27 protein-coding genes are annotated in these 25,324 nt (G+C 59.0%); 14 read left to right on the forward strand and 13 right to left on the reverse strand.

Annotation, left to right across the window (positions count from 1 at the left end):
* Positions 1 to 32: 32 nt before the first annotated feature.
* From AAEO81_RS26965 to AAEO81_RS26985, 5 genes are all read left to right on the forward strand, one after another.
* Positions 33 to 272, forward strand: coding sequence for a PP0621 family protein (locus AAEO81_RS26965; RefSeq protein ID WP_256665328.1), 240 nt, complete (start codon positions 33 to 35; stop codon positions 270 to 272).
* Entirely contained in the window at positions 262 to 1,854 is a 1,593-nt protein-coding gene (locus tag AAEO81_RS26970; RefSeq protein ID WP_166597125.1) for an ATP-binding protein, read from the forward strand. Before AAEO81_RS26965 ends, AAEO81_RS26970 begins: the two co-directional genes overlap by 11 nt.
* Before the next feature lie 2 nt (positions 1,855 to 1,856).
* On the forward strand, positions 1,857 to 3,197 hold the full coding sequence (locus tag AAEO81_RS26975; RefSeq protein WP_341960060.1) for a sigma-54 dependent transcriptional regulator: 1,341 nt from the start codon (positions 1,857 to 1,859) through the stop codon (positions 3,195 to 3,197).
* A gap of 75 nt (positions 3,198 to 3,272) precedes the next feature.
* Entirely contained in the window at positions 3,273 to 3,842 is a 570-nt protein-coding gene (locus AAEO81_RS26980; RefSeq protein WP_341960062.1) for a nucleotidyltransferase domain-containing protein, read from the forward strand.
* An 18-nt stretch (positions 3,843 to 3,860) separates the two neighbouring features.
* Positions 3,861 to 4,283 carry a hypothetical protein gene (locus AAEO81_RS26985; RefSeq protein WP_341960064.1) on the forward strand — a complete coding sequence of 141 codons (423 nt, stop codon included), beginning with the start codon at positions 3,861 to 3,863 and terminating at the stop codon, positions 4,281 to 4,283.
* Here AAEO81_RS26985 and thiO read toward each other — a convergent pair.
* Positions 4,280 to 5,383 (reverse strand): glycine oxidase ThiO, encoded by a 1,104-nt coding sequence (thiO, locus tag AAEO81_RS26990; RefSeq protein ID WP_341964632.1) that lies wholly within the window; start codon positions 5,381 to 5,383, stop codon positions 4,280 to 4,282. The two genes, AAEO81_RS26985 and thiO, sit on opposite strands and share 4 nt — an antisense overlap.
* Positions 5,384 to 5,573: 190 nt before the next feature.
* On the opposite strand from thiO, the gene AAEO81_RS26995 reads away from it, so the two are divergent.
* From AAEO81_RS26995 to AAEO81_RS27020, 6 genes are read left to right on the forward strand one after another with little or no spacing between them, the layout of a single operon-like run.
* Positions 5,574 to 6,110, forward strand: a complete 537-nt coding sequence (locus tag AAEO81_RS26995; RefSeq protein WP_341960066.1) for a GspH/FimT family pseudopilin — start codon at positions 5,574 to 5,576, stop codon at positions 6,108 to 6,110.
* Positions 6,110 to 6,658: a type IV pilus modification protein PilV gene (pilV, locus tag AAEO81_RS27000; protein WP_341960068.1), complete on the forward strand. Its 549-nt coding sequence runs from the start codon at positions 6,110 to 6,112 to the stop codon at positions 6,656 to 6,658. The genes AAEO81_RS26995 and pilV (AAEO81_RS27000) overlap by 1 nt, the downstream gene beginning before the upstream one ends.
* On the forward strand, positions 6,658 to 7,446 hold the full coding sequence (locus AAEO81_RS27005; RefSeq protein ID WP_341960070.1) for a prepilin-type N-terminal cleavage/methylation domain-containing protein: 789 nt from the start codon (positions 6,658 to 6,660) through the stop codon (positions 7,444 to 7,446). The genes pilV (AAEO81_RS27000) and AAEO81_RS27005 overlap by 1 nt, the downstream gene beginning before the upstream one ends.
* Positions 7,443 to 8,003 carry a PilX N-terminal domain-containing pilus assembly protein gene (locus tag AAEO81_RS27010; RefSeq protein WP_341960072.1) on the forward strand — a complete coding sequence of 187 codons (561 nt, stop codon included), beginning with the start codon at positions 7,443 to 7,445 and terminating at the stop codon, positions 8,001 to 8,003. The genes AAEO81_RS27005 and AAEO81_RS27010 overlap by 4 nt, the downstream gene beginning before the upstream one ends.
* Positions 8,003 to 12,472, forward strand: coding sequence for a PilC/PilY family type IV pilus protein (locus AAEO81_RS27015; RefSeq protein ID WP_341960075.1), 4,470 nt, complete (start codon positions 8,003 to 8,005; stop codon positions 12,470 to 12,472). The genes AAEO81_RS27010 and AAEO81_RS27015 overlap by 1 nt, the downstream gene beginning before the upstream one ends.
* Before the next feature lie 12 nt (positions 12,473 to 12,484).
* Positions 12,485 to 12,886 (forward strand): type IV pilin protein, encoded by a 402-nt coding sequence (locus AAEO81_RS27020; RefSeq protein WP_341964633.1) that lies wholly within the window; start codon positions 12,485 to 12,487, stop codon positions 12,884 to 12,886.
* A 2-nt stretch (positions 12,887 to 12,888) separates the two neighbouring features.
* Here AAEO81_RS27020 and AAEO81_RS27025 read toward each other — a convergent pair whose 3' ends face one another.
* The 4 genes from AAEO81_RS27025 to pilV (AAEO81_RS27040) are packed head-to-tail and all read right to left on the reverse strand — an operon-like array spanning position 12,889 to position 14,942.
* The gene (locus AAEO81_RS27025) at positions 12,889 to 13,305 is read right to left on the reverse strand and encodes a type IV pilin protein (RefSeq protein WP_341960077.1); all 417 of its coding nucleotides are present in this window, start codon (positions 13,303 to 13,305) and stop codon (positions 12,889 to 12,891) included.
* 11 nt (positions 13,306 to 13,316) lie between these two features.
* Complete coding sequence (locus AAEO81_RS27030; protein WP_341960079.1) at positions 13,317 to 13,805, reverse strand: PilX N-terminal domain-containing pilus assembly protein; 489 nt, start codon at positions 13,803 to 13,805, stop codon at positions 13,317 to 13,319.
* A gap of 10 nt (positions 13,806 to 13,815) precedes the next feature.
* A complete protein-coding gene (locus AAEO81_RS27035) occupies positions 13,816 to 14,517 on the reverse strand; it encodes a pilus assembly protein PilW (protein WP_341960081.1) in 702 nt (233 codons plus the stop codon).
* Entirely contained in the window at positions 14,514 to 14,942 is a 429-nt protein-coding gene (pilV, locus tag AAEO81_RS27040; protein WP_341960083.1) for a type IV pilus modification protein PilV, read from the reverse strand. Before pilV (AAEO81_RS27040) ends, AAEO81_RS27035 begins: the two co-directional genes overlap by 4 nt.
* Before the next feature lie 196 nt (positions 14,943 to 15,138).
* On the opposite strand from pilV (AAEO81_RS27040), the gene AAEO81_RS27045 reads away from it, so the two are divergent.
* A complete protein-coding gene (locus tag AAEO81_RS27045; RefSeq protein WP_341960085.1) occupies positions 15,139 to 15,642 on the forward strand; it encodes a GspH/FimT family pseudopilin in 504 nt (167 codons plus the stop codon).
* 6 nt (positions 15,643 to 15,648) lie between these two features.
* On the opposite strand, the gene ispH is transcribed toward AAEO81_RS27045, so the two are convergent.
* The 5 genes from ispH to ribF form a co-directional block, all read right to left on the reverse strand.
* Positions 15,649 to 16,596: a 4-hydroxy-3-methylbut-2-enyl diphosphate reductase gene (gene ispH / locus AAEO81_RS27050; protein ID WP_341960087.1), complete on the reverse strand. Its 948-nt coding sequence runs from the start codon at positions 16,594 to 16,596 to the stop codon at positions 15,649 to 15,651.
* Between the two features lie 82 nt (positions 16,597 to 16,678).
* Entirely contained in the window at positions 16,679 to 17,131 is a 453-nt protein-coding gene (gene fkpB / locus AAEO81_RS27055; RefSeq protein ID WP_341960089.1) for an FKBP-type peptidyl-prolyl cis-trans isomerase, read from the reverse strand.
* A complete protein-coding gene (lspA, locus tag AAEO81_RS27060) occupies positions 17,124 to 17,639 on the reverse strand; it encodes a signal peptidase II (RefSeq protein WP_341960091.1) in 516 nt (171 codons plus the stop codon). Before lspA ends, fkpB begins: the two co-directional genes overlap by 8 nt.
* The gene (ileS, locus tag AAEO81_RS27065) at positions 17,632 to 20,463 is read right to left on the reverse strand and encodes an isoleucine--tRNA ligase (protein ID WP_341960093.1); all 2,832 of its coding nucleotides are present in this window, start codon (positions 20,461 to 20,463) and stop codon (positions 17,632 to 17,634) included. The genes lspA and ileS overlap by 8 nt, the downstream gene beginning before the upstream one ends.
* Positions 20,464 to 20,476: 13 nt before the next feature.
* On the reverse strand, positions 20,477 to 21,412 hold the full coding sequence (gene ribF, locus AAEO81_RS27070; protein WP_341960095.1) for a bifunctional riboflavin kinase/FAD synthetase: 936 nt from the start codon (positions 21,410 to 21,412) through the stop codon (positions 20,477 to 20,479).
* Between ribF and AAEO81_RS27075 the strand changes: the two genes are divergently transcribed.
* The gene (locus tag AAEO81_RS27075) at positions 21,320 to 21,538 is read left to right on the forward strand and encodes a hypothetical protein (RefSeq protein WP_166598341.1); all 219 of its coding nucleotides are present in this window, start codon (positions 21,320 to 21,322) and stop codon (positions 21,536 to 21,538) included. The two genes, ribF and AAEO81_RS27075, sit on opposite strands and share 93 nt — an antisense overlap.
* Here the strand turns inward: AAEO81_RS27075 and murJ are convergent.
* Entirely contained in the window at positions 21,531 to 23,075 is a 1,545-nt protein-coding gene (gene murJ, locus AAEO81_RS27080) for a murein biosynthesis integral membrane protein MurJ (RefSeq protein WP_341960097.1), read from the reverse strand. The two genes, AAEO81_RS27075 and murJ, sit on opposite strands and share 8 nt — an antisense overlap.
* 250 nt (positions 23,076 to 23,325) lie before the next feature.
* Between murJ and rpsT the strand changes: the two genes are divergently transcribed.
* Positions 23,326 to 23,601 carry a 30S ribosomal protein S20 gene (rpsT, locus tag AAEO81_RS27085; protein ID WP_166598376.1) on the forward strand — a complete coding sequence of 92 codons (276 nt, stop codon included), beginning with the start codon at positions 23,326 to 23,328 and terminating at the stop codon, positions 23,599 to 23,601.
* Positions 23,602 to 23,697: 96 nt separating this feature from the next.
* On the opposite strand, the gene AAEO81_RS27090 is transcribed toward rpsT, so the two are convergent.
* Both AAEO81_RS27090 and proB read right to left on the reverse strand, forming a co-directional pair.
* A complete protein-coding gene (locus tag AAEO81_RS27090; protein WP_341960099.1) occupies positions 23,698 to 24,168 on the reverse strand; it encodes a CreA family protein in 471 nt (156 codons plus the stop codon).
* Between the two features lie 27 nt (positions 24,169 to 24,195).
* Positions 24,196 to 25,314: a glutamate 5-kinase gene (proB, locus tag AAEO81_RS27095; RefSeq protein ID WP_166598374.1), complete on the reverse strand. Its 1,119-nt coding sequence runs from the start codon at positions 25,312 to 25,314 to the stop codon at positions 24,196 to 24,198.
* Positions 25,315 to 25,324: the final 10 nt, after the last annotated feature.

Here is a 25,324-nt window from a genome sequence, read left to right on the forward strand (position 1 = left end):
CTGCGACATCTTCACTGACTAAGCTGGTAAACATGATTCGCTTGATTATGTGGGTCGCCCTGATCATGGCGGCGATCTGGTTCTTCAAACGCTTGACCAAAGGTCCGGCCCCTCGCCCGAAACCCGCCGCGCCTGAAATCGACGCGGCGCCGATGGTGCGTTGCGCGCAATGTGGCGTTCACGTTCCTCGCGATCGCGCGTTGAGCCAAGGTCAGCAATGGTATTGCACCGAAGCCCATCGGCTTCAGGGCCCTGCCGCCCGTGACCGCTGAAACCCTTTCGCTGGCCACCCCTCAGGCCCAGCGCATCCTGCGGTTGTATCACCTCTATCGCCTGAGCATTGGCATCCTGCTGGTGCTGCTGATTTCCAGCAGCCTGGACGCCGAACTGCTGGAGCTGGCGGATATCGAGCTGTTTCGCACCGGCTGCTGGCTGTATCTGGTGTTCAACATCCTGGTGGTCGTGCTGCTTGAACGACCGACCCGTCAAGGGCAACTGTTCACCCTGGCCACGACCGACGCGATCATGCTCTGCGCGCTGTTCTACGCGGGCGGTGGCGCGCCGAGTGGAATTGGCAACCTGATCGTCGCGTCGGTCGCGATCAGCAATGTCTTGCTGCGCAAGCGCACAGGCCTGCTGATCGCCGCCATTTCCGCGATTGGCATCATTTACCTGACCTTCTACATCAGCTATCACAAGCCTGCTGCCGCCAATCACTTCGTTCAGGCCGGCTCCCTGGGTGCGCTGTGTTTCGCGGCAGCCCTGTTGGTGCAGACCCTGGCCAGACGCTTGCAGGTGAGCGAAGACATCGCCGAACAACGTGCCGCCGATGTCGACAACCTTGAAGAGCTCAACGCGCTCATCCTTGAACGCATGCGCACGGGCATTCTGGTGCTGGACGCCGATCACAAGGTGTTGCTGGCCAATCACAGCGCGCTCACGTTGTTGGGTCACGAGCGCCTACTGGGGGAAGCCATTGATCTGTACTCGCCCCAACTGGTGGAGCGGCTGCGGCAATGGCAGATCAACTCGTCGATGATTCCGCGCAGCATGACCACGTCGGCGATCGGCCCCGTGTTGCGCCCCGGCTTCATCGCGCTGACTCGCGGGCACCAGCGGCACACCCTGGTGTTTCTCGACGACCTTTCGCAAATCTCCCAACAGGCCCAGCAACTCAAGCTCGCCGCGTTAGGTCGGCTGACGGCTGGCATTGCCCATGAAATTCGCAACCCCCTGGGCGCGATCAGCCACGCAGCCCAGCTGCTGCATGAATCCGAGGAACTGGCGGCGCCGGACCGGCGTCTCAGTCAGATCATTCAAGATCAATCGCGACGGATGAATCTGGTGATCGAGAACGTCTTGCAGCTGTCCCGCCGACGTCAGACCGAACCGCACCTGCTCGACCTCCGGCAGTGGCTCGAACACTTCGTCGCCGACTTCCGCAGTCGACTGCCGACCGATCAGTCCCTGCATGTCGAGATCGGTTTCGGCACCCTCACTACCCGCATGGACGCCGAACAACTCCAGCAGGTCATGACCAACCTCGTGCAGAACGGCCTGCGCTACAGCGGCCAATTGCATGAGCGTGCGCAGGTCTGGCTGAGGCTGTTTCATGATGCCCACAGCGACCTGCCAAGCCTTGAAGTGCTGGACGATGGCCCCGGCGTCGCGGCCGAGCACCTGTCGAAAATCTTCGAGCCGTTTTTCACCACGGAAAGCAAAGGCACGGGGCTGGGGCTGTACCTTTCGCGAGAATTGTGCGAAAGCAATCAGGCGAACCTGGATTACACACCACGGGAAGGTGGCGGCAGTTGTATGCGGGTCACCTTCGCCCATCCGTTCAAATTGAGTTGAACATGAGCCCACGGCAAAAAATCCTGATCGTCGATGACGAGCCCGACATTCGTGAACTGCTGGAAATCACGCTGGGCCGGATGAAACTGGACACCCGCAGCGCGCGGAACGTCAAGGAAGCACAAGACTGGCTGGCCCGCGAGCCCTTCGACCTGTGCCTGACCGACATGCGCCTGCCCGACGGCAACGGCCTGGAACTCGTGCAACACATTCAGAAACGTCACGCGCAGGTTCCCGTGGCGATGATCACCGCTTTCGGCAGTCTCGACACCGCGATTCATGCCCTCAAGGCCGGTGCCTTCGACTTCCTCACCAAACCCGTGGATTTGGGACGACTGCGCGAACTGGTGGGCAGCGCGTTGCGTCTGCACAAATCGCCACTCAATGAAAACAGCATCGACAACCGACTGCTTGGCACTTCCCCGCCGATGCAGGCGCTGCGCAAACAGATCGGCAAGCTGGCACGCAGTCAGGCGCCGATCTACATCAGCGGCGAATCCGGCAGCGGTAAAGAACTGGTGGCGCGCCTGATCCACGAACAAGGCCCGCGCATCGACAAGCCGTTCGTGCCGGTCAACTGCGGCGCGATCCCAAGCGAATTGATGGAAAGCGAATTCTTCGGCCACCGCAAAGGCAGCTTCACCGGCGCCCACGAAGACAAGCCGGGACTGTTTCAGGTCGCCAACGGCGGCACCTTGTTTCTGGACGAAGTGGCTGACTTGCCACTGGCCATGCAGGTCAAACTGCTGCGCGCGATCCAGGAAAAATCCGTACGCCCGGTCGGGGGCCAGCAGGAACAAGTGGTGGATGTTCGCGTCCTGTGCGCCACCCACAAAGACCTCAGCGTCGAAGTGGCGGCCCAGCGTTTCCGCCAGGACCTCTACTACCGCCTCAACGTCATCGAACTGCGCGTCCCCCCACTGCGCGAACGCCGCGAAGACATTGAAGACATTGCCAATAACGTCCTTCGTCGTCTCGCTGAAAACGCCACCCTGCCCCCTGCCCGCCTGGCGCCTCAGGCGTTGAGCGCGCTGAGGAGCTACCGCTTTCCCGGCAACGTCCGCGAACTGGAAAACATGCTCGAACGGGCTTACACCCTTTGCGAAAACGACCAGATCAACGCCGACGACCTGCGCCTCGCCGAGCCGGTCAGCACCTCGGAACAAGACGGCCCGAGCCTCGCCGACATCGACAATCTGGAAGACTACCTGGAAAGCATCGAACGCAAGCTCATCCTGCAGGCGCTGGAAGAGACGCGCTGGAACAGAACGGCAGCGGCGCAGCGGTTGAACCTGACGTTCCGGTCGATGCGGTATCGGTTGAAGAAGCTGGGGTTGGAGTAAGCCCCCTTTCACGATTGATAGTTCCCAAAAAGGGAACTATCGTACCCTTTTTGGGAATTATCTCGTCTAACCACTATGTCTATCGCCGACGCACTTTTCACCACGACTCAGCAACGGTTACTTAGCCTTCTTTACGGCCATCCTGAAAAAAGCTTTTACACCAATGAAATCAGGCGTTGGGCAAAAGTGGGAACGGGCAGCATGACGCGAGAGCTCGAGCGACTCCGCTCCGCAGGGATACTGACTGCCACCCGTCTAGGCAATCAAATTCATTATCAAGCCAACGCTGAATGCACTGTCTATCAGGAGCTGATCGCCATCGTGCGCAAGACCTTTGGCATTGCGGATCACCTCAGGCTGGAACTGTCGCCTCTCGCCGATCGTATCCAGAGGGCTTTCATTTATGGGTCTATCGCCAAAGGAAGCGCGAACACATCGAGTGACATTGACCTCATGCTGATTGGCGACGGAATCAGCTACAGCGATGTGATGGAGCGTATGATCCCGCTCGAAGAGTTGCTGGGCAGAACGATCAATCCAACGCTGTACACACCTGCTGATTGGCAGGCCAAACTCGACGCTGGCAACAGCTTTGTAGTGCGGGTATCACAGCAGGAAAAAATCGACATCATTGGAAGTGGCTAGAAGAGAGGATCCCACGGAATGGGCAGTCTTGAGAGTTTGGAAAATCTCGTACGCACCGGCGGGTTAAAACCTGAACCCGCTGACCGGGCCGAATGCATCGGTTTGATTCGTTCCGCATTGGACCGGCTTCAGGACGCGCACAATTCGACGCTTTCATACGCCAGCCGTTTCGACCTTGCCTATAACTCTGCACACGCGCTGGCGCTTGCAGCCTTACGTCTGAAAGGCTATCGATCAGACCGCCGCTATCTGGTGTTTCAGTGCCTCCCCCACACGATCAATCTGGACAAGGTGCAAGTTCGCCTCTTTGCGCTCTGTCACGAGCGCAGAAATCTCGCCGAATACGAAGGCTACATGGATATCGACGAAGCATTACTTGAGGAACTGCTAACAAGCACCGAGAGGCTTCGTCAGTTGGTTGAGAATGAGATGAAAGTCTAAGCCTTTAATCTTCCCTCAGGCGCATATGGCGCAGGATCAATGATCGGCGCATTGCCCGTCAGCAAGTCGGCCAGCAATTGACACGATGCAGGCGCCAGCACCAGGCCGTTGCGAAAATGCCCGCAGTTCAGCCACAGCCCTTCATGGTTCGGCACTCGCCCAATGAACGGAATGCCCTCAGGCGAGCCCGGTCGCAGGCCCGCCCAATGCCCCACTACTTCAGCGTCGGCCAAAGCCGGGATCAACTCCACCGCCGAGGCTTTCAGACTTTCGAGCGCGGTGTTGGTCGGCGTCTTGTCATAGCCCTCGTATTCCAGCGTGCTGCCGATCAGGATGTGCCCGTCGCGACGAGGGATCGCGTAGCGGCCTTTGGCGAGGATCATGCTCGGCAGAAAATCCGCGTCGCATTTGTACAAAATCATCTGGCCCTTCACAGGTTCAACAGGCAGCTCCAGATCGAGTTTGCCCAGTAGATCGCCGCTCCAGGCGCCTGCCGCCAGAACCACGCTATCACCCAGGATATCGCCTGCAGAGGTGCTCACGCCGATGATCCGGTCGGCATCGCGCACGAAATCGCTGACTTCGCATTGCTCATGGATCGTCACGTTAGGCAGGGCCTGCAAAGCGGCTTTGAGCGACTTCACCAGCCGAGGATTGCGCACGTTGGCGATGTCGGCCATGTGAATGGCCCGTGAGTATCCACCGCCCATCACCGGCACCGCATCGTAGACCGCCGAGATGTCCACCGGGCGCAGAGGCCGGTTCAAGCGTTGCGCCCACTCAAGCGCTTGTGGCTCATCGTCCAGATCCAACCAGTACAGGCCGGTCATGTGGACTTCCGGGTCGATGCCGGTGGCCGCCAACAGGCGCTCTGCCAGACGTGGATAAAAATCCTGAGACCAATGCGCCAGCGCCGTCACTGCCGGACTGTAGCGCCAGGGATAAAGCGGCGAAACGATGCCGCCACCCGCCCACGAAGACTCCTGCCCAACCCCAGCCCGCTCCAGCACCACGACGCTTTGCGCCTTGGCGGCGAGATTGAAGGCAGTCAATAGACCAATGACACCGCCACCGACGATTACCACGTGTTGCCCGGACATGCAGAACCCGATCATCAAGAGAAAATAAACGCCGATCTCCGCCTGCCGCGATGCAGACAAACCGACTCCACAAAGGCTCGAAAACACCACCGTGCCACTGGTCCGCCGAATATCTCCGACCATCCACTACATAGCGACTTCGAACCTGAGTAGTATCACCATATTTCAAACGAAAAATGGAATTTCCTCGATGGATTTCAGCTCTGGCATTACGCGCCCGAATTCGCGTCGCAGCTGGCAAGATCCTCTTGGGGGCAAGAGCGGCGGGTTTACCTTGATCGAATTGATGGTGGTCGTTGTGATCATGGGGATATTTGCGGCGATTGCGATGCCGAGTTTTTCGGGGTTGCTGCATCGGATGAATGTCAGAGCGGCCGCAGATGAGTTCTATGACCTGATGCAATACGCGCGGGCCGAGGCAGTGACCCGCGGTACGACGGTGAACATTAGCGCTGCGGTCAATACGACCAACATTATCGTAAAACTGGGGCCTGGTACGGGATCGGGCTCGGTACTGAGACAGATCGGTGCCAGTGGTTTACAAGCCGGTGTCTCCATCAACTCCGGAACGACCAGCGTCGACTTTTCGTCCACCGGCACTGCCTCGACAGCCGCCTGTTTCCAGGTTCTTTATCCGACCGATACCTCGGTTGCTTCTCAGTACGTTGCGTTACAAACCAGCGGCCGCATTACCGCTCCTTCCACCACCAAGCCGAGTGGCTGCTGATGAGCTTGTCTGCGCGTCGCCTCAGCGCTGGCTTCAGCATGATCGAAGTGCTGGTGAGCTTGCTCATCACAGCCATCGGCGTTCTCGGCATGGTCGCTTTGCAAAGCAAGGCGATTCCTTATACCCAGGACTCGGTGCAGCGTAATACGGCAATGATGCTGGCCGATGATCTGCTCGACATCATTCGCACGGCTGGCAGCTGTACCACGGCCAATGGCTGCATCACGCCGCCGGGATCGGATTTCCCGTCCCCTCCGGACAGCTGTAATCCGACCCCTACAACGCTGTCGGCGCAGATTGGCTGCTGGGCGGCCCAAGCGGGGCGCGCGCTACCGAACGGAAAGGCCCTGCTCAACAGTGCCTTTTACATCTGCCGAAGTGTCATCCCGGGAGACGTGACAGGCTCCGGTTGCGGCACCAGCAGCGCTACCAATACCGAGGTCGAAATTCAGCTCGCCTGGACGGTTAAATATGCGGCGGAATGCATGGATCCGAACGTCACTGGCACAAACACCACCTGCACCTACCGCATCAGGACTCGCCTGTAATGAATCACCCAGCGACGCTTGCCGGATTACGACGGCATCAACGAGGACTGTCTTTGATCGAGCTGATGATCGCTATGCTCATCGGCCTGTTTTTGATACTCGGCGTCACTCAGATCTTCATCAACAACCAGAAAAGCTATTTGTTTCAACAAGGCCAATCGGGCAATCAGGAGAACGCACGGTTCTCGCTCGCCGTGTTGAATCAGGAACTCTCCAAGGCGGGCTACCGAAGCAAGCCGACCACATCGTTTCCACTTGGCGCGGGTCAAGGGTGCACCTTCCCTGATGGAACATCGGTCATCGCCGTATCGGCGACCTCGCTGTGCATTCGCTACCAGGCAGCCAACAAGAGCGATGTGAATTGCCAGGGCGCGGCACTGAGCAATGGTGATCAGGACACCATCCTCAATCCTTATCAGCAAGCCAACCCGATCGTGGTCGAAAAAATCTGGTTCGACGGAGGTACCAACTCGATCAGTTGCACGTCCGGATCGACGACTCAGCAACTGGTCACCGGCGTGGCGGCAGTGAACTTCGAATACGGCTTCGGACAGAAAGAAAAGAAAGCCGTCACCGGCTATGCCACGAACCCGACCGACACCGTTTTTGCCGTGCGCTATTCGGTGTTGATGCAAAGCCCGGGTACCGCATCGTTACGCGACTCAGCCACAGCCACATCGAAAGCATTGGCTGAATGGAACGCACGATTCAATACCAACCTTGCTGAGGGTAATCAGATCTACCAGCTCGTTCAGGGCACCACCATGTTGAGGAATCAGATGCAATGAGCCTCGATATGATGAGCCAATCGATGAGTCGTCATCGACAGACCGGCGCAACGTTACTGGTCGCAATCATGATGCTGTTGATCATCACGCTGCTGGCCCTGTCGAGCATGCGGGGCGTGTCGCTGGAATCACGCATCACCGGCAACCTGAAAAACCAAAAGACCCTGTTCAACGCCGCCGAAGGGGCATTGCGAATAGGCGAGAACAGTGTCAGCTACACCAAAGCGCCATCACTGGACAGCGTATGCACGGCCGCTTCTTGCGTGCGCTGGGGGCTTAAAGACCTCACCGCGACCGCTGGCAAAGACACGCCCCCGCGCTTCACGACAGGTGACCTCAATAACGTGACCAGCGTGACGACTAACTACGCCGTCAAGGTCCAGTGGTACGTAGTGGACCTCGGCAATTTGGTCGGTTCCAGCCAGGGAAATGATTTCGCGACTGGCAAAGGCCCGCACCACTATGAAGTCAATGCCTGTGCCTCAACGGTACTGTGCACCAGCGATACGACCACCCCGCGCGTTATCCTGCGCACTGTCATTGCCCGGTATTACTAATGAACAAACGCCAGTACTGGACCGCCTTGCGCACGTCCAAAGCAGTGAAGCTGGTCGCAGCGCTCATGGCCGCCTGCGCGATGACACACCCTACGGCGCAGGCCGCCGTGAGCCAAGTGCCCGCGCAAGTGCCGTTATTCGTCAATAACTCAGTGCCACCCTTGAATATGTTGGTGGTTGGCCGGGACCATAAATTGTTCTTCCCGGCCTATAACGACGCTTCCGATCTGGACGGCGATGGCACGATCGATATCCGCTACAAGCCCTCGATCGATTACCTCGGCTATTTTGACTCGTTCACCTGCTACACCTACTCGAACGGATATTTCACCGCCTCGTCGAACACCACCAAGGCCAGTCTGAAAACCTGCCCCGGAACATGGAGTGGCGATTACCTCAACTACCTGACCACTTCTCGGGCGGACGCCCTGCGCAAGGTGCTGTACGGCGGCTATCGCAGCACCGATACCGCCACTCAGACGATTTTGGAGCGCGCTTATATTCCGACGGATGCGCACACGTGGGGCAAGGAATACAACAGCCCGACCATCGACGGGTACAACCTCTCCGACTACACGCCTATCGCTAATCCCTCCGGCGGCAACCGCGCGCTGTTCGCTAACAACACTCAAGTATCTGCACCGCTGCTACGGGTAATTCCGAGCATCGCCAACGTGCGTATCTTCGGCTGGGTTTCCCGCGAAACCACACAAGGCGGCGTCAGAGCGACTGACACGACCACCACCCCTTTTACCGACGTAACCGTCTCTCCGACGGATTACAACGTGCGGGTGGAAGTGTGCAAAAAAGATCCGGTCATCCCCCTTGAAAGCAACTGCAAGGTGTACCCCAACGGCAATGCCAAGCCCACCGGCATCCTTCACGACTATGGTGAAGGCAACCAGATGTACTTCGGATTGATGACCGGCACCTATCAAAACAACCTTCAAGGTGGGGCGATCCGTAAGGCCATCAGTAGCTTTGCCAACGAAGTGGATACCTCCACCGGTATTTTCGGCACCCCCAATGCGGCAGGTACTGCCTACACCAAAGGGGGGATCATCAGCACCCTGGATAACCTGAGAATTTCGAAAGGCGCGTGCACGACGCAGGGCAACTCTATCGACAACGGCACCTGTCAGGACTGGGGCAACCCGTTGGCAGAAATGATGTTCGAGACCCTGCGCTACTTCAGTGGCGTCAACGGCACTGCACAGGCCACGCCTACCGCCGGCTACCAGTCGGGTGCGAGCGATACATTGCTCGGACTCTCAGGCCTCAGTACATGGTCCAACCCCTACTCTGCCAACCCGAATCCGGACGCAAACCCGCCGACCTATCCCAGTTGCTCAAAACCCTTCCAGACGCTGTTCAGCGACATCAGCCCGACGTATGACTCCGATTTACCAGGTAGTGCATACACCACGTCCAATCCGCCGGCCACCACCACGGCGCTGGCGAATTTCAGTGCCTCGTCGCTGGGCCAGACGATCTGGAACAACGACGTCGGCACTGGCAGTAAAAACATCAACATCGGCCAGACGCCCACCTTGAACGACTTGGCCCCCACTGCCAAAAGCGCGTCGAGTCTGGGCAATATTCGCGGCTTGCCGGAAGAGCCTGCCAAACAGGGGACGTTCAACGCCGGGGCCGTGGCTTACTTTGGCAACACCAATCCTATCAGTTCGGTGGGTAGCCAGAAGGTGCAGACCTTCTCTATCGCGCTGTCTTCGACATTGCCTCGCATTCAAATGCCTGTGGGGACGGGGACTATCACGCTGCTGCCTTTCGGCAAGGTCGTGAACACCAACGGCGTGACTGAACAGATCACCGGGTTCTATATCGACTCGCTGTACAACATGCCGGGCCAGCCTACCAACCCCAACATCAACGGCGGTCGGGCTCAGGCTGTGTTCCGCGTTGTGTTCGACGACAGCGGGCAGGGTGGCGACTATGACATGGACGCCATCGTGCTCTACACCGTTTCGGTGATTGGCTCGGGCTCGACCGCAACCCTCGATGTGCGTCTTGAAACCCAGTATTCCCAAGCGGGCTATGAGTCCCATATGGGCTACACGATTTCCGGCACAACGCAGGATGGTATCTATCTGGAAGTGACCGGCGGCGGTAACGGCAACCAGCACTATTCGCTGGATACACCCGGCACCCAGTTGCCCGGATCATGCGCCACAGGTTGCACGACCTCCGCCACGCTGCTGCCCGGAATGAGGTCAGGTAGCACGGTGGTCAATGGCGCGACATTCAAAACCCGTAACTTCACGCCGTCGTCCGCGCGCTCGGTTACCAATCTCATGGACCCGCTTTGGTATGCCGCGAAATGGGGTGGATTTGGTGATTCGAGTAACACCTCCACAAGCTTGCCAGCGGCTGGGCAATGGGACTCTAACAAGCCTGGAACACCTGACAACTATTTCCTGGTCAGCAGCGCATCGACGCTCAAGGCCCAGTTGCAGGCGGCGTTCAGTCAGATACTGCAAAAAAACACCTCGGTAGCGCCGCCTGCAGCAGTCCCGCCGCCAAACTCCGCATCCACGTCGACGTCAACGTACACCGACAGTTTTAATGTCACGCTTTGGAGTGGCGATCTGACGAAAAGCACCGAAACGTACGACACCACAGGCACCAGCAAAACCGCAACGGTGAACTGGAACGCCTCGGAAAAGCTCCCGGCGCCGGATCGCAGGACGATCAAGATCGCCAATGCGGCGGGGAACGGGCTGGTGGACTTCACGTACAGCAACCTTGCCAACCGCAGCTTTGCGGGGACCAACTGGCAGTACTCCTCATCGAATCAGACAGGTCTTACCTCCGATCAGGTCTCATTTCTGCGAGGCGTGCGCACGCTCGAAGGTTCCGGGAACTGGCGTCGGCGTCTGACGCCGTTAGGCGATATCGTCAACTCGCAACCGGTGGTCGTGGACTCGGCGACATTTCTCACATCTATGGGCGACTTCCTCAGCGGGGCAACGAAGTACGCAGCGTTCCAGACCAAGGCCAGCGGACGCCGCTCGCAGGTTTACGTTGGCGCCAACGACGGCATGCTGCATGGCTTCAATACCTCGACGGGCGCGGAGACATTCGCGTTCATTCCGTCTGCGGTCGTCTCAGGTTTGAGCGTTCTGACGAACAAGACTTACAACACCGACTCTTCCTTGCACCGTTTCTACGTTGACGGTACGCCGATCGTTTCCGACGTGTATTTCAGCAGCGACAACGAATGGCATACGGTACTGGTGGGCACATTGGGCGGCGGAGGCAAGGAAGTGTTTGCGCTGGATGTGACCGATCCCGACAACGTCAAACTGTTGTGGGAATTCACGTCACAGACCGACACAGATCTGGGCTACACCTATTCCACGCCCTATATTTCCAAACTGCACACCGGTGACTGGGGCGTCATTTTCGGCAGCGGCTACAACGGCAACAACGGCAATGCCAGCCTGTTCATCCTTAACGCCGAAACAGGTGCAAGCATTGCCAAGCTGACCACGCCGGCCAGCAACCCCAAAGTGGATAACGGGTTGTCCAGCCCGGTCATCCTGGATGCCAACTCCGATGGCATCGCCGACTATGCTTATGCCGGCGACTTGCTGGGCAACCTGTGGCGCTTTGACTTGATCAAACCTGGCTCGTTGACCGATCCCGCCGTGGCAAGCAATTACAAAGTCTCTTTCGCAAGTAAACCTTTATTCACCGCATCGGCACCGACTGCAGGGGCCGCGGCGCAGTCGATCACGGCGCCTCCCGTGGTGTGGCCGCACCCATCAGGGACCGGTACGCTGATCATTTTCGGCACGGGACGCTACTTCACTTCGGCGGACAAGACGAGTACCGATCTCCAGTCCCTTTACGGTATATGGGACCCTCTGACGGCAGGACAAACGGCAACTGCGCCTGCAGGGACCACTGCACAAGCCGCTTTGAGTCGCAGCAATCTGCAGGCACAAACGATGTCCACAGCCAATGGTTCGATTGGAAGCGTCACTGGACTCAGGACGGTTTCCACCAATGGTGTCGACTGGTCCACCAAATACGGCTGGTACCTGGATCTGAGGAGCGGAACCACGGCGACCGGTGAACGAATGGTCGACTTGCTCGATATTCAGGGAAGCGTCCTGTTCGTCGCCACCCGTACGCCCATTACCGGCGTGTGCGATGCGGGGGTCCAAGGCAAACGTCTGGGACTTGATCCGAACACCGGGGGAGCAACGGCATTTTCAATCTTTGACTTTTCCCGCAATGGCATCATTGGCGTCGAAGACACGCTGTCGGGCGCCATCATCAGTGGGTTTGATTCGGCCGCCGGTGGCTTTGCGGTCGTTGCAGGTAACGGACCTTCAGGATTGTCGACCGTCTATAACGGCGATGGACTCAACAGTGCCATGCTTGCGTTTACCGGCTTTCAGTACAGTGGTCGTCAATCCTGGCGCGTGATCCCATCACCTTGAGCAACGTTGAAAATGACTATCAGACTTTCCAAAGAACGCGGTTTTACCCTTATTGAGCTGATGATTACGGTGGCGATCGTTGCGATTCTGGCAGCGATTGCCTATCCGTCGTATACCAACTATGTGAAACGGGGATACCGGTCAGAAGGGACAGCATTGCTAAGCGAAGCTACAGCACGCATCGAGCGTTATTACGCGCAGAACAATAGCTATGACATAGGCGCGGATATCAGCAAAATCGGCCTCACGGCGGCATCAGCTACCGGTAAATACAGCCTTTCGGTCGTTAGCACGCCGACCTCATACACGTTTTCCGTTGCACCGCAGGGGACCCAACAGACCGATAGCTGCGGGACCTTGACGATCAATCAGGCGGGAACCAAAACCCCAACCACCGCTGAATGCTGGAAATAACATCACCGCCCCCAACACCCCTGCACACTGGCATCCCCCGACACCCCCACATTGTCGCGTTTGCCAGTGTTCTCCAGCACAAACCCGCCACACTTATCCCCCGCCATCAGCGTCTCGGCCATCGGGGTCGCCACCAATTTGAACCCCTGCTCCGAACGCTCAGCCTCAATCGCATAAAACCCATTTCCCACCGACACCTCATGCTCCCGCACCGGAGGGCCTTGGGTGTTGGTGTATTGCCCTGCTCGTGAATAAAACCGTTCCAGCGCATGGGCTTCTTCTATCAACAAGGCGGCGATTTCGGCGCGACGGGTTTTGCGCAGGTGTTCGGTGTAGGACGGGTAGGCGATGGCGGCTAGTATCGCGATCAGGGCGACGGCGATCAGCAGTTCGATCAGGGTGAAGCCTCGTTCGGTCATTCGTGCGCCCTTCATTGCCGTTGGCGCCACAGGATGCGGCGCTGGTGGGTGTGGACGCTTTCCAGTACGGTTCGTGAGGTGCCGTGCAAACCGATGGCCGTGACACGGTAGAGTTTTTGGGGTTGATCGGGGGGCGGCATGCCGATGGGGTCTTCGGTTTCGCCGAGATGCTGGATGCCGAAGAAGCCACCTTGGCTAGCAATCCATCTCACCCCGGATGCCCCCCCTTCACCGGCGGCCAACAGCGTCAATGCTTCCGGGGGTGGTAGACAGCCGGCGGGCGTAGGGCATTCGGGCTGCGAGAATCCGGGCGCCAGCACGCTCGCCTCGGCTGTTCGCAACACCGCCTCTGCCGCTTGAAATGAGGCATCGCGCAATGCCAGGCCACCTGCGACTTTTTCCTGCAGCGTGGCGTTCTGCATGGACGACGTCCCCAACAATGTCAGCAGGAGCAGGAAGACCAGGCTGACGATTAACACCACTCCGCGCTGTGTGTTCATGGCCCGTTCCTTAGCCGAGGCGGTTGCGAATAGCAGCCACCAGATTGAAGGTCTGCTCCTGCGTCCGGTCAGCGGGATCGAACAGGGTTAACGTCAGGCGCACGCTGCGAATGCGTGCGGGGTCAGGCTGATGGGTATAGCGAGCGATACCCGGCTCACTCACCGAGTCCGCCACGCCGAACAGCACGCTGAACGCTCGAATGTTGCTCAGCAATGGTTGACCATCAAGGGTCAGCTCGTGGCGCTGTTCGTTGAGTCGATACACATGCCGCTGAACCGGCAACGCGATTTCCCCTGCCTGAAGCGACGGGCCATGGCCGCGGGACCATGCCGTGGCCGAGGTGAGGCAGTCGGTGTGCACGATCCACTCATGCCACGGGCTATCCGCGCCCACGGGAGCGGTCATCACCGTAAGGGATTTCTGCCGGGCGTCCCACTGAACGGGGGCGTTGAAAGCGTTGGAAAACCCGCCGCCGACACTGGAATCCTGCACGCGACCTAAACAGCCGAACATCCCCGCCAAGCGAATCTCCCGGACCATTTTGGCGAGAACGAAACGGGCGTCTTCCTGCAGGCTGGCGGACGCGTTCTGACTGAGGTTCGTGCTTTTGGCGGTGGTGAATATTTGCGCCAACGCCAAGGACATCACCAGACTGATCAACAGCGCCAGCATGATTTCGACCAGCCCAAATCCTTTGGAGTGGGTGATCATGGTCCTACGCTCCGAGCGGGTCGGATCAAACTGTCCAGACTCAAGGTGCGTCGCACTGCGCCTTCGCCTTGGGCTCGCGAATCATTCCAGTCCACCGCGACCCTTAGTCGGGCGCCGGCGTGGACGACAGTTGCCTCGACATCGTCTCCCAGCATGCGGCGCAACTGATCGGCAAAATCAAACAAATCCTGATCACGGGGGTTATTGAGGTTGCCCGAACCGGGGGCTTGGCTGAGTGAACCCAGACCGTAATCAACATCGGAATTGGCGCGGACCCGCTCGAACAGGTCGTTGACGACAAAGCTGGCCTGGCTGCTGCGCATCGCGCTGTCAGTCTGCTTCAGCGCGTTGAGTTGCACGATCGCCGCGCCGAGAATACCAATGGACAGCACCAACAGCGCGACCAGCACCTCAATCAACGTCATACCCGTTTGCCTCGAAACGCGACTCATCGAACACCCCCATCACTCGTGCGCAGCCACCAGTGAAGCCGATCATTTGAAGGCTGCCCGACGGGTGTGTAACGCCTGTTTGCCGACACAGCAACTGACAATCGATGAACTTGCCAGGCATCCGGAATGGGGGTTTTCTAGGGCGCGATGGGGTCAGGGAGAGACGACGATGCGGCAGGCAGGACTGACGTTGATTGAGCTGCTGATTGGGCTGGTGTTGATCGGCATCGCGGCGGCGCTGGCCGCTCCCTCGTTTAGCGCCCTGGTGGACTCACAGCGTCGTCACGACACTGCCCAACAGTTGGTCAGCGGCCTGCGTCTGGCCAGGGTCGAGGCGATTCTACGAAGTCAGCCGGTGATCATGCAGGCGCAGCAACGCTCGTGGGGTGAAGGCTGGCAGGTGTTCGTGGACACTAACCGTAACCAGCTCCGGGATGACGATGAGGTGATATTGGCCGAACGCAGCGGGCATCGGAACGTAACGGTGGTGGGCAACGGACGGGTGTCCCGACGCGTAGGATTCGACAGCTCGGGAAGGCTGCTCAACAACGCCAATGGCACACTGGGGGTGTGCCTGAAAGAGACCGCCGCCAGTCACTACCAGATCGCGATTGCCGTCACCGGGCGCGTGACGCTCCGCAGCAGCGGGTTCACCACCGAACCCTGCGCTTGACCCGTTTTACTGAATCTGTTTGACCCGCAGTTCCTTGGGCATCGAGAACGTAATGTTTTCTTCGCGCCCCGAGAGTTCATCCGCGCCTACCGCCCCCCAGGCCTGCAACTGCTGAATCACGCCGCGCACCAGCACCTCGGGTGCGGACGCCCCGGCCGTAATACCAATGCGCTCAACGCCATCGAACCAGCTGCGTTGCATGTCTTCGGCACCGTCAATCAGGTAAGCCGGGGTCGCCATGCGCTCGGCCAACTCGCGCAGACGGTTGGAGTTGGAGCTGTTCGGGCTGCCCACCACCAACACCACGTCGCATTCGTCAGCCAGTTGCTTGACCGCATCCTGACGGTTTTGCGTGGCGTAACAGATATCGTCTTTGCGCGGACCGCCAATGGCCGGAAAGCGCGCGCGCAGGGCGTCGATCACCCGGCTGGTGTCATCCATGGACAACGTTGTCTGGGTCACGAATGCCAGTTTCTCCGGGTTGACCACCTGCAGATTGGCAACGTCTTCTTCGTCCTCGACCAGATAAATCGCCCCACCATTGCTGGCGTCGTATTGGCCCATGGTGCCTTCGACTTCCGGGTGGCCTTCGTGGCCGATCAGGATGCACTCGCGGCCGTCACGGCTGTAACGAGCGACTTCGATGTGCACCTTGGTCACCAGTGGGCAAGTGGCGTCGAAGACTTTCAAGCCACGGCCCGCCGCTTCGCTGCGCACGGCTTGGGAAACCCCGTGGGCACTGAAGATGACGATCACGTCGTCCGGCACTTGATCCAGCTCTTCGACGAAGATCGCGCCACGGCTGCGCAGGTCTTCGACGACAAATTTGTTATGAACCACTTCATGGCGCACGTAAATCGGCGGGCCAAACACTTCCAGCGCGCGATTGACGATTTCGATCGCACGGTCCACTCCGGCACAGAAGCCACGTGGGTTGGCGAGTTTGATTTGCATGATGTGCCTCGTGTCTACGCGCAATGAAACATAAAAACGAAAAGGCCCCGAACGGGGTCGGGGCCGGACGCTCTGGCAATGCTCAGAGCGCCTTCACCTCAAGGATTTCGACTTCGAACGTCAACGTCTTGCCCGACAACGGATGGTTGAAGTCGACGGTTACCTGATCGTCGTCAAATGTCTTCACCACACCCGGCAATTCAGTATTGGCCGCATCATTGAAGATCACCAGCAAACCCTCGGAGAGCTCCATGTTCTGGAACTGCGAGCGCGGCATGATCTGCACGTTCTGCGGGTTGGGCTGACCGAAAGCGTTTTCCGGCGGCACTTCGACCTTGCGCTTGTCACCCGCCTTGAAGCCGAAAATCAGCGCCTCGAAACCTGGCAGCAGGTTACCGTCGCCGACCTTGAAGGTTGCCGGGGCTTTGTCGAAGGTGCTGTCGACGGTGTTTCCGTCTTCCAGATGCAGAGCGAAATGCAGCGTAACTTCCGTGTTCTGACCGATGCGTGTTTCTTGAATGGCGTGTTCAGTCATGAACGGGTTCTCCGGTTTTCTTGCTCTTGAACATGTCCAGAGCAAGCATGATCGCGCCGACAGTGATCGCGCTGTCAGCAAAGTTGAAGGCCGGGAAGTACCAGCGGGTATCCCAGTGCACCAACACGAAGTCGATGACGTGACCGATCGCGATACGGTCATACAGGTTGCCCAGTGCACCACCCAGCACCAATGCCAGCGCAATCGCGAGCCAGGTCTCGTGGCGACCCAACCGCTTCAGCCAGACCACCAGCACGGCACTGACCACCACCGCGATCAGGGCGAACAGCCAGCGCTGCCAGCCGGAGCTGTCGGCCAGAAAGCTGAACGCCGCGCCGGTGTTGTAGGCCAGGGTCCAGCTGAAATAGCTGGGGATGACCACGATCTGTTGATAAAGGGTAAGCGCGTTCTCGAAGTAGAACTTGCTGGCCTGGTCAATGACCACCACCAACACGCTCAACCACAGCCAGCTCAAGCGGCCCAGACGGCCAGCCGACGCATTAGGCATAGTGACGAACCTCACCCGCGCCGCTGATGTTGTCCACACAACGACCGCAGATTTCCGGATGCTCGGCGTGCACGCCAACGTCTTCACGGAAGTGCCAGCAACGGGCGCACTTGGTGTAGCCGGATTTGACCACTTTGAGCTTCAAGCCCGCGACTTCAGTCACGACGGCATCAGCAGGTGCGCTGGCAAACGGCGCTACGCTGGCCTTGGACGTGATCAGCACGAAGCGCAACTCGTCGCCCAGTTTGTTCAGGTCTGCTGTCAGGTCATCTTCGGCGTACAGCGTCACTTCGGCCTGAAGGTTGCCACCGATGGCTTTTGCCGCACGCTGGTTCTCCAGTTCTTTGTTGACGGCTGTCTTGACCGCCATGACCCGCTCCCAGTAGGCGCGGTCCAGCTCGAAGCCTTCCGGCAACTCGCTCAGGCCTTCGTACCAGGTGTTGAGCATGACCGACTCGTTACGCTCGCCCGGCATGTATTGCCACAGCTCGTCAGCGGTAAACGCCAGGATCGGCGCGATCCAGCGCACCAGCGCTTCGGAGATGTGGAACAGGGCAGTCTGGCATGAACGACGGGCCTTGCTGTTGGCGCCGGTGGTGTACTGGCGATCCTTGATGATGTCCAGATAGAAACCGCCCAGCTCCTGCACGCAGAAGTTGTGCACTTTCGAGTAGACATTCCAGAAACGGTATTCGCCGTAATGCTCTTCGAGCTCGCGTTGCAGCAGCAATGCGCGGTCCACGGCCCAACGGTCCAGCGCGAGCATTTCATCGGCCGGCAGGATGTCAGTGGCCGGGTTGAAACCGCTCAGGTTGGAGAGGAGGAAACGCGCCGTGTTACGGATACGACGGTACGCGTCAGCGCTGCGTTGCAGGATGGTTTCAGAAACGGCCATCTCGCCCGAGTAGTCGGTGGCCGACACCCACAGACGCATGATGTCGGCGCCCAGCGTGTCATTCACTTTCTGCGGCGCGATCACGTTGCCCAGGGATTTGGACATCTTGCGACCGTTCTCGTCCACGGTGAAGCCGTGGGTCAGCAGCTCGCGATACGGAGCATGGCCATCGATGGCGCTGCCGGTCAGCAGGGACGAATGGAACCAGCCGCGATGCTGGTCGGAACCTTCCAGGTACAGGTCGGCGCGTGGACCCTGGTCGTGGCCCATCGGATGCGAGCCGCGCAGGACGTGCCAGTGCGTGGTGCCCGAATCGAACCAGACGTCCAGCGTGTCCGAAATTTTGTCGTACTGCGGCGCTTCGTCACCCAGCAATTCAGCCGCGTCCATCTTGAACCAGGCTTCGATGCCTTCGTTTTCGACGCGTTTGGCCACTTCTTCCATCAGTTCGACGGTGCGTGGATGCAGTTCGCCGCTTTCCTTGTTCAGGAAGAACGGGATCGGCACGCCCCAGTTGCGCTGACGAGAAATGCACCAGTCAGGACGATTGGCGATCATCGAGTGCAGACGAGCCTGCCCCCATGTCGGTACGAACTTGGTCTCTTCGATGGCTTTGACGGCGCGATTACGCAGGGTATCGCCCGACACAGTCTGCTTGTCCATTCCGACGAACCACTGCGCGGTGGCGCGGTAGATCAGCGGAGTCTTGTGGCGCCAGCAGTGCATGTAGCTGTGGGTGATGGTTTCGGTGTGCAGCAGCGCGCCGACTTCCTGAAGCTTTTCGACGACGGCCGGGTTGGCCTTCCAGATGAACTGGCCGCCAAAGAACTCCAGCGACTGCGCGTACACGCCATTGCTCTGAACCGGGGTCAGGATGTCATCGTTGGTCATGCCGTAACGCTTGCACGTCACGAAGTCGTCTTCGCCGTACGCCGGAGCGGAGTGGACCACGCCCGTGCCCGCGCCCAGCTCGACGTAGTCAGCCAGGTAAACCGGAGACAGACGGTCATAGAACGGATGACGGAAGTTGATCAGCTCCAGCGCCGCGCCCGGCGCAGTGGCCAGCACTGTGCCTTCGAGGTTCCAGCGTTTGAGGCTGGCTTCAACCAACTCTTCGGCCAGCACGAGCAGACGCTCGCCGGTGTCGACCAGCGAGTAAGTGAATTCAGGGTGAACGTTGAGCGCCTGGTTCGCCGGAATGGTCCACGGGGTGGTGGTCCAGATCACGATAGCGGCAGGTTTGCTCAGGCTCGACAGGCCGAAGGCGGCAGCGAGCTTGTCAGCATCGGCGGCCGGAAAGGCCACGTCGATGGTCGACGACTTTTTGTCCTGGTATTCAACTTCCGCTTCAGCCAGCGCCGAACCGCAATCGAAGCACCAGTTCACGGGCTTGAGCCCCTTGAACACGAAACCGTTCTTGACCATTTCAGCCAGCGCACGGATTTCTCCGGCTTCGTTGGCGAAGTCCATGGTGCGATAAGGGTTGGCCCAATCGCCCAGCACGCCCAGACGAATGAACTCGGCTTTCTGGCCTTCGATCTGCTCGGCAGCGTAGGCACGGCACAGTTCGCGGGTCTTGTCTGCGGGCAGGTTCTTGCCGTGGGTGACTTCGACCTTGTGTTCGATCGGCAGGCCGTGGCAGTCCCAGCCCGGAACGTAAGGCGCGTCAAAGCCCGAGAGCGTCTTCGAACGGACGATCATGTCCTTGAGAATCTTGTTGACCGCATGACCGATGTGAATATTGCCGTTGGCATACGGAGGACCGTCGTGCAGTACGAACTTTGGACGATCCTTGCCAATTTCACGCAGCTTCTGGTACAGGCCAATGCTGTCCCAGCGCTGCAGAGTTTGCGGCTCGCGCTGGGGCAGGCCGGCCTTCATCGGGAAGGCGGTGTCCGGAAGATTAAGCGTGGCTTTGTAATCGGTCATTTCAGGCTCTAGGTTAGCGGTTGACCATGCCCCAATGGGCACGGGCGGCAGCGACGTCCGCATTGATCGCCGTCTTAAGCGCCTCAAGCGAGGCGAAACGCTGCTCATCACGCAGCTTTTGGTGGAAGACCACCGTCAGGCGCCGGCCATAGATATCACCGGCAAAATCCAGAAGATGTATTTCAAGGTGAGGGCGTCCATCCCCCGCCACGGTTGGCCGCACGCCAATATTGGCAACACCCGGCCAGACCTTGCCGTCGATGTGCGCACTGACCAGGTAAACCCCGGTCAACGGCACGCGGCGGCGTTTGAGCTGCACGTTGGCAGTGGGCGTACCCAACTGACGCGCCAGCTTCTGGCCATGCAGGACACGGCCGGTGATCTCGAATGGACGACCAAGCAAACGTTCGGCAAGGGCAAAGTCGCCGACAGCCAGGGCATTACGCACCTTGGTGCTGCTGACGCGTTCGCCTTCGATCTCTACCGTCTGCGCCGCTTCGACCGTGAAGCCTTTTTCGGCACCGACCTTTTGCAGGAACGCGAAATCGCCTACCCGGTCGCAGCCAAACCGGAAATCGTCACCGACCTCCAGATGCTTGACGTTCAGACCGCCGATCAACACGGTGTCGACAAACTCGGCAGCGCTCAATTTGCTCAGCCGCTGGTTGAATGGCAGACAAAGCACCAGGTCAACGCCCTCGGCTGCCAGCAGATCAAGCTTGTCTCGTAGACGAGCCAGGCGCGCGGGGGCCGTCTCCGGCGCGAAGAACTCACGCGGCTGCGGCTCGAAAATCACGACGCAACTGGGCAGGCTCAATTCCACGGCGCGCTCGCGCAGTCGCGCCAGGATAGCCTGGTGACCACGATGAACGCCGTCGAAATTGCCAATGGTGGCGACGCAGCCCCGATGCTGGGGGCGCAAGTTGTGAAGGCCTCGAACCAGCTGCATAACGCGCTTCTTGCTCATAAAGTGGCCGATTATAACCACACACTGCCGTCAACGACAGGCGACACATTCAGCCAAACAGCAACAATCGGCGTTAACCGGCAAAAACCGACGATTGATCCTACATGATCGCCTTGCGGGCGAAATCCTTGAGGCGAAAACCCAACAGCAGCAACATCCCGAAATAAGCGACGACACCGGCTGCAACCAGCCCGCCCAACCGGATGAAACGTTCGAGCATCTGCCCGTCGGACCACGACGGCATGACCTGCATCAGGCCCAGCAGGACCGCAGACATCACGGAAACCGCCACGGCTAGCTTGACCAGAAACACCGGCCAGCCTGGCTGCGGCTGATACAAATCCTGTTTGCGCAGCTGCCAATAAAGAAGCAGCGCGTTCAGACACGCTCCCATGCTGATCGCCAGCGCCAGTCCCGCATGGGCCAAGTGCACGCCGTAGACGAACAAAACGTTGAACGCCTGAGTCACTATGAGGGTGAAGACAGCGATTTTCACCGGCGTGCGAATATTTTGTTGAGCGTAGAAGCCGGGGGCCAGCACTTTGATCACGATGATGCCAAGCAGCCCGACGGCGTAACCGATCAGCGCACGCTGAGTCATTGCGGCATCGTGGCCATCGAATTTGCCGTACTGGAACAACGAGATGGTCAACGGCTCGGACAGCAGCCCCAGCGCCAGGGTGCAAGGCAGTACCAGCACGAAACACAGGCGCAGGCCCCAGTCCAGAATGCGCGAATACTCTTGACGGTCCCGGCTGGCGTACGTCTTGGAAAGAATCGGCAGCAGGATCGTCCCCAACGCCACACCCAACACGCCCGAGGGCAACTCCATCAGGCGGTCGGCGTAGTACATCCACGAGACCGAACCGGCGGCCAGAAACGACGCGAAAATAGTGTTGATGATCAGGGAAATCTGACTGACCGACACACCCAGCATCGCCGGCAGCATCTGTTTCATCACGCGCCAGACGCCTGCGTCCTTCAGGTTCAGTCTTGGCAGTACCAGCATGCCGATCTTCTTGAGGTGCGGCAGTTGATACAGCAGCTGCAGCAAGCCGCCCGCCAGCACGGCCCATCCTAAGGCCATGACCGGCGGATGAAAATACGGGGTCAGGAACAGTGCGAAGAAGATCATCGCCAGGTTAAGCAGCGTCGGCACGAAGGCCGGAACGGAGAACCGGTTCCAGGTGTTGAGGATGGCCCCCGCCAGCGACGACAGCGAGATCAGCAATATATAAGGAAAGGTCACCCGCAGCAGATCGGAGGTCAGCTGGAATTTTTCCGGCGTGTCGGCAAAGCCCGGCGCAGTCGCCCAGATCACCCAAGGTGCGAATAGGATGCCCAGCACCGTTACCAAAGCCAGTGCCAGGGTCAGCAATCCCGTGACATAAGCGACAAATGTGCGGGTCGCCTCCTCTCCCTGCTGACTTTTATATTCCGCAAGGATCGGGACGAACGCTTGAGAGAACGCACCCTCGGCGAAAATCCGGCGCAGAAGGTTGGGCAACTTGAAGGCGATGAAGAAGGCATCTGTTGCCATTCCTGCCCCAAAAGCTCGGGCAATAATGGTGTCGCGGATAAAACCCAGAACCCGCGAAAGCATTGTGATAGAGCTTACGGCGGCGAGTGACTTGAGTAGATTCATCGAAAGGTTGTGCGCCCGACCAAAGGAAGCGCCATAGCGCGTTCCATTTATGCGATACTCCGCGCCGCAAAACAGCACTGAGCCAAAACCCGCGAGTTTACAGGTCGCACGCCGGAAAGAAATCACCTCGGCATCACACGGCGACCACTCAGCGGAACGCATCAACTGCCCTTGACAAGCATCAAACTCATCGGCATGATTCGCGGCCTATTTTGTTAGCTATTTCCCAAGTCTTTCGAGGAGCTCGACGGTGGCCAACACACCTTCCGCCAAAAAACGTGCAAAACAGGCTGAGAAGCGTCGCAGCCACAACGCCAGCCTGCGTTCAATGGTTCGTACCTACATCAAGAACGTAGTGAAAGCCATCGACGCCAAAGACGCTGCTAAAGCGCAAGCTGCTTATGTTCTGGCCGTGCCAGTTATCGACCGTATGGCCGATAAAGGCATCATCCACAAGAACAAAGCTGCTCGCCATAAGAGCCGCCTGAACGGTCACGTCAAGGCTCTGAACCAAGCTGCAGCCTAAGCGACTGTTTGTTAAAAAACCGACCTCAGGGTCGGTTTTTTATTGCCTGCGATTTGACAGCACGCCCTCTCCAAAACCACGGTAGGCGCAATCCCCTCAGGGTGCAGGCGCGGGCGCCCAGGGCAGGATCGGAATCGCGGTCACCGCATTCTGGGGGCTGCCCTCAATCACACGATCGCTATAGACCAGATACACCAGCGTATTCCGCTTCTTGTCGAGGAAACGCACGACTTGCATGGTCTTGAACACCAGCGATGTGCGCTCCTTGAACACCTCATCGCCATCCTTGAGCTCACCCTTGAAGTGGATAGGCCCAACCTGGCGACAGGCAATCGACGCTTCCGCGCGGTCCTCTGCCAACCCTAACCCACCCTTCAGCCCACCCGTCTTGGCGCGCGACAGATAGCAGGTCACGCCATCGACCTTGGGATCGTCAAACGCCTCGACCACAATCCGGTCATTGGGGCCGACGAATTTGAACACCGTCGAAACCTGACCAATCTCTTCAGCCGACGCCAGCACGGGCAACATCAGCAGCGCACCCAGCATTCCTTTTACGAATCCCATTGCAGCTTCCTGTTCAGAGAGCCTGACTCACACCAGAATCAGGTTGTCGCGATGAACCAACTCAGGCTCAGCTATATAACCCAACTCCTTCACGATGGAGTCGGAGGACAGACCGATAATCTTCTGCGCTTCAAGCGCGCTGTAGTTGCTCAGCCCGCGAGCGACTTCGCGACCGTCCGCCGCAACACACACGACCATCTCGCCACGGCGGAAACTGCCCTGCACCACCTTCACCCCTACAGGCAGCAGGCTCTTGTGGCTTTCAGTGAGGGCCTTGACCGCTCCATCATCCAGCACCAGCGTGCCGCGAGTCTGCAAATGCCCCGCCAGCCACTGCTTGCGCGCCGCCAACATCTCCCGCTCGGGCGACAGCAGCGTACCCAACCGCTCGCCCGCCTTGAGGCGTGCCAGCACGCGCTCGATGCGGCCACCGACGATCACCGTGTGCGCACCCGAACGCGCCGCCAGACGCGCCGCACGCAGCTTCGTCTGCATGCCACCGCGCCCCAGCGCCCCGCCCGTACCGCCCGCTACGGCATCCAGCGCCGGATCATCGGCACGGGCTTCGTAGATCAATTGGGCTTCAGGGTTATTGCGCGGGTCGGCGTCGAACATGCCGTCACGATCCGTGAGAATGACCAGCAGATCGGCTTCGACGAGGTTGGCCACCAGCGCCGCCAGCGTGTCGTTGTCACCGAAGCGGATTTCGTCGGTCACGACCGTGTCGTTTTCGTTGATGACCGGCACAACACCCAGTTCGACCAGCGTGCGCAGGGTGCTCCGCGCATTAAGGTAGCGCTTGCGGTCGGACAGGTCGTCATGGGTCAGCAGAATTTGCGCGGTATGACGGTCATGCTCAGCGAAGCTCGATTCCCAGGCCTGTACCAGACCCATCTGACCAATCGCCGCCGCCGCTTGAAGCTCATGCATGGCACTCGGTCGCGCAGCCCAGCCCAGTCGACTCATCCCGGCCGCTACCGCGCCAGACGAAACCAGAACCAGCTCGACGCCCGCTTCATGCAGCGCCACCATCTGCTCGACCCAAACACCCATCGCGTTGCGATCAAGACCCTTGCCGTCCGCCGTCAGCAGCGCACTTCCGATCTTCACAACCCAACGCTGGGCACCTGTCACCTTGCTCCGCATGATCTTTCAA

Source organism: Pseudomonas sp. RC10, assembly GCF_038397775.1.
GTDB lineage: Bacteria > Pseudomonadota > Gammaproteobacteria > Pseudomonadales > Pseudomonadaceae > Aquipseudomonas > Aquipseudomonas bambusae.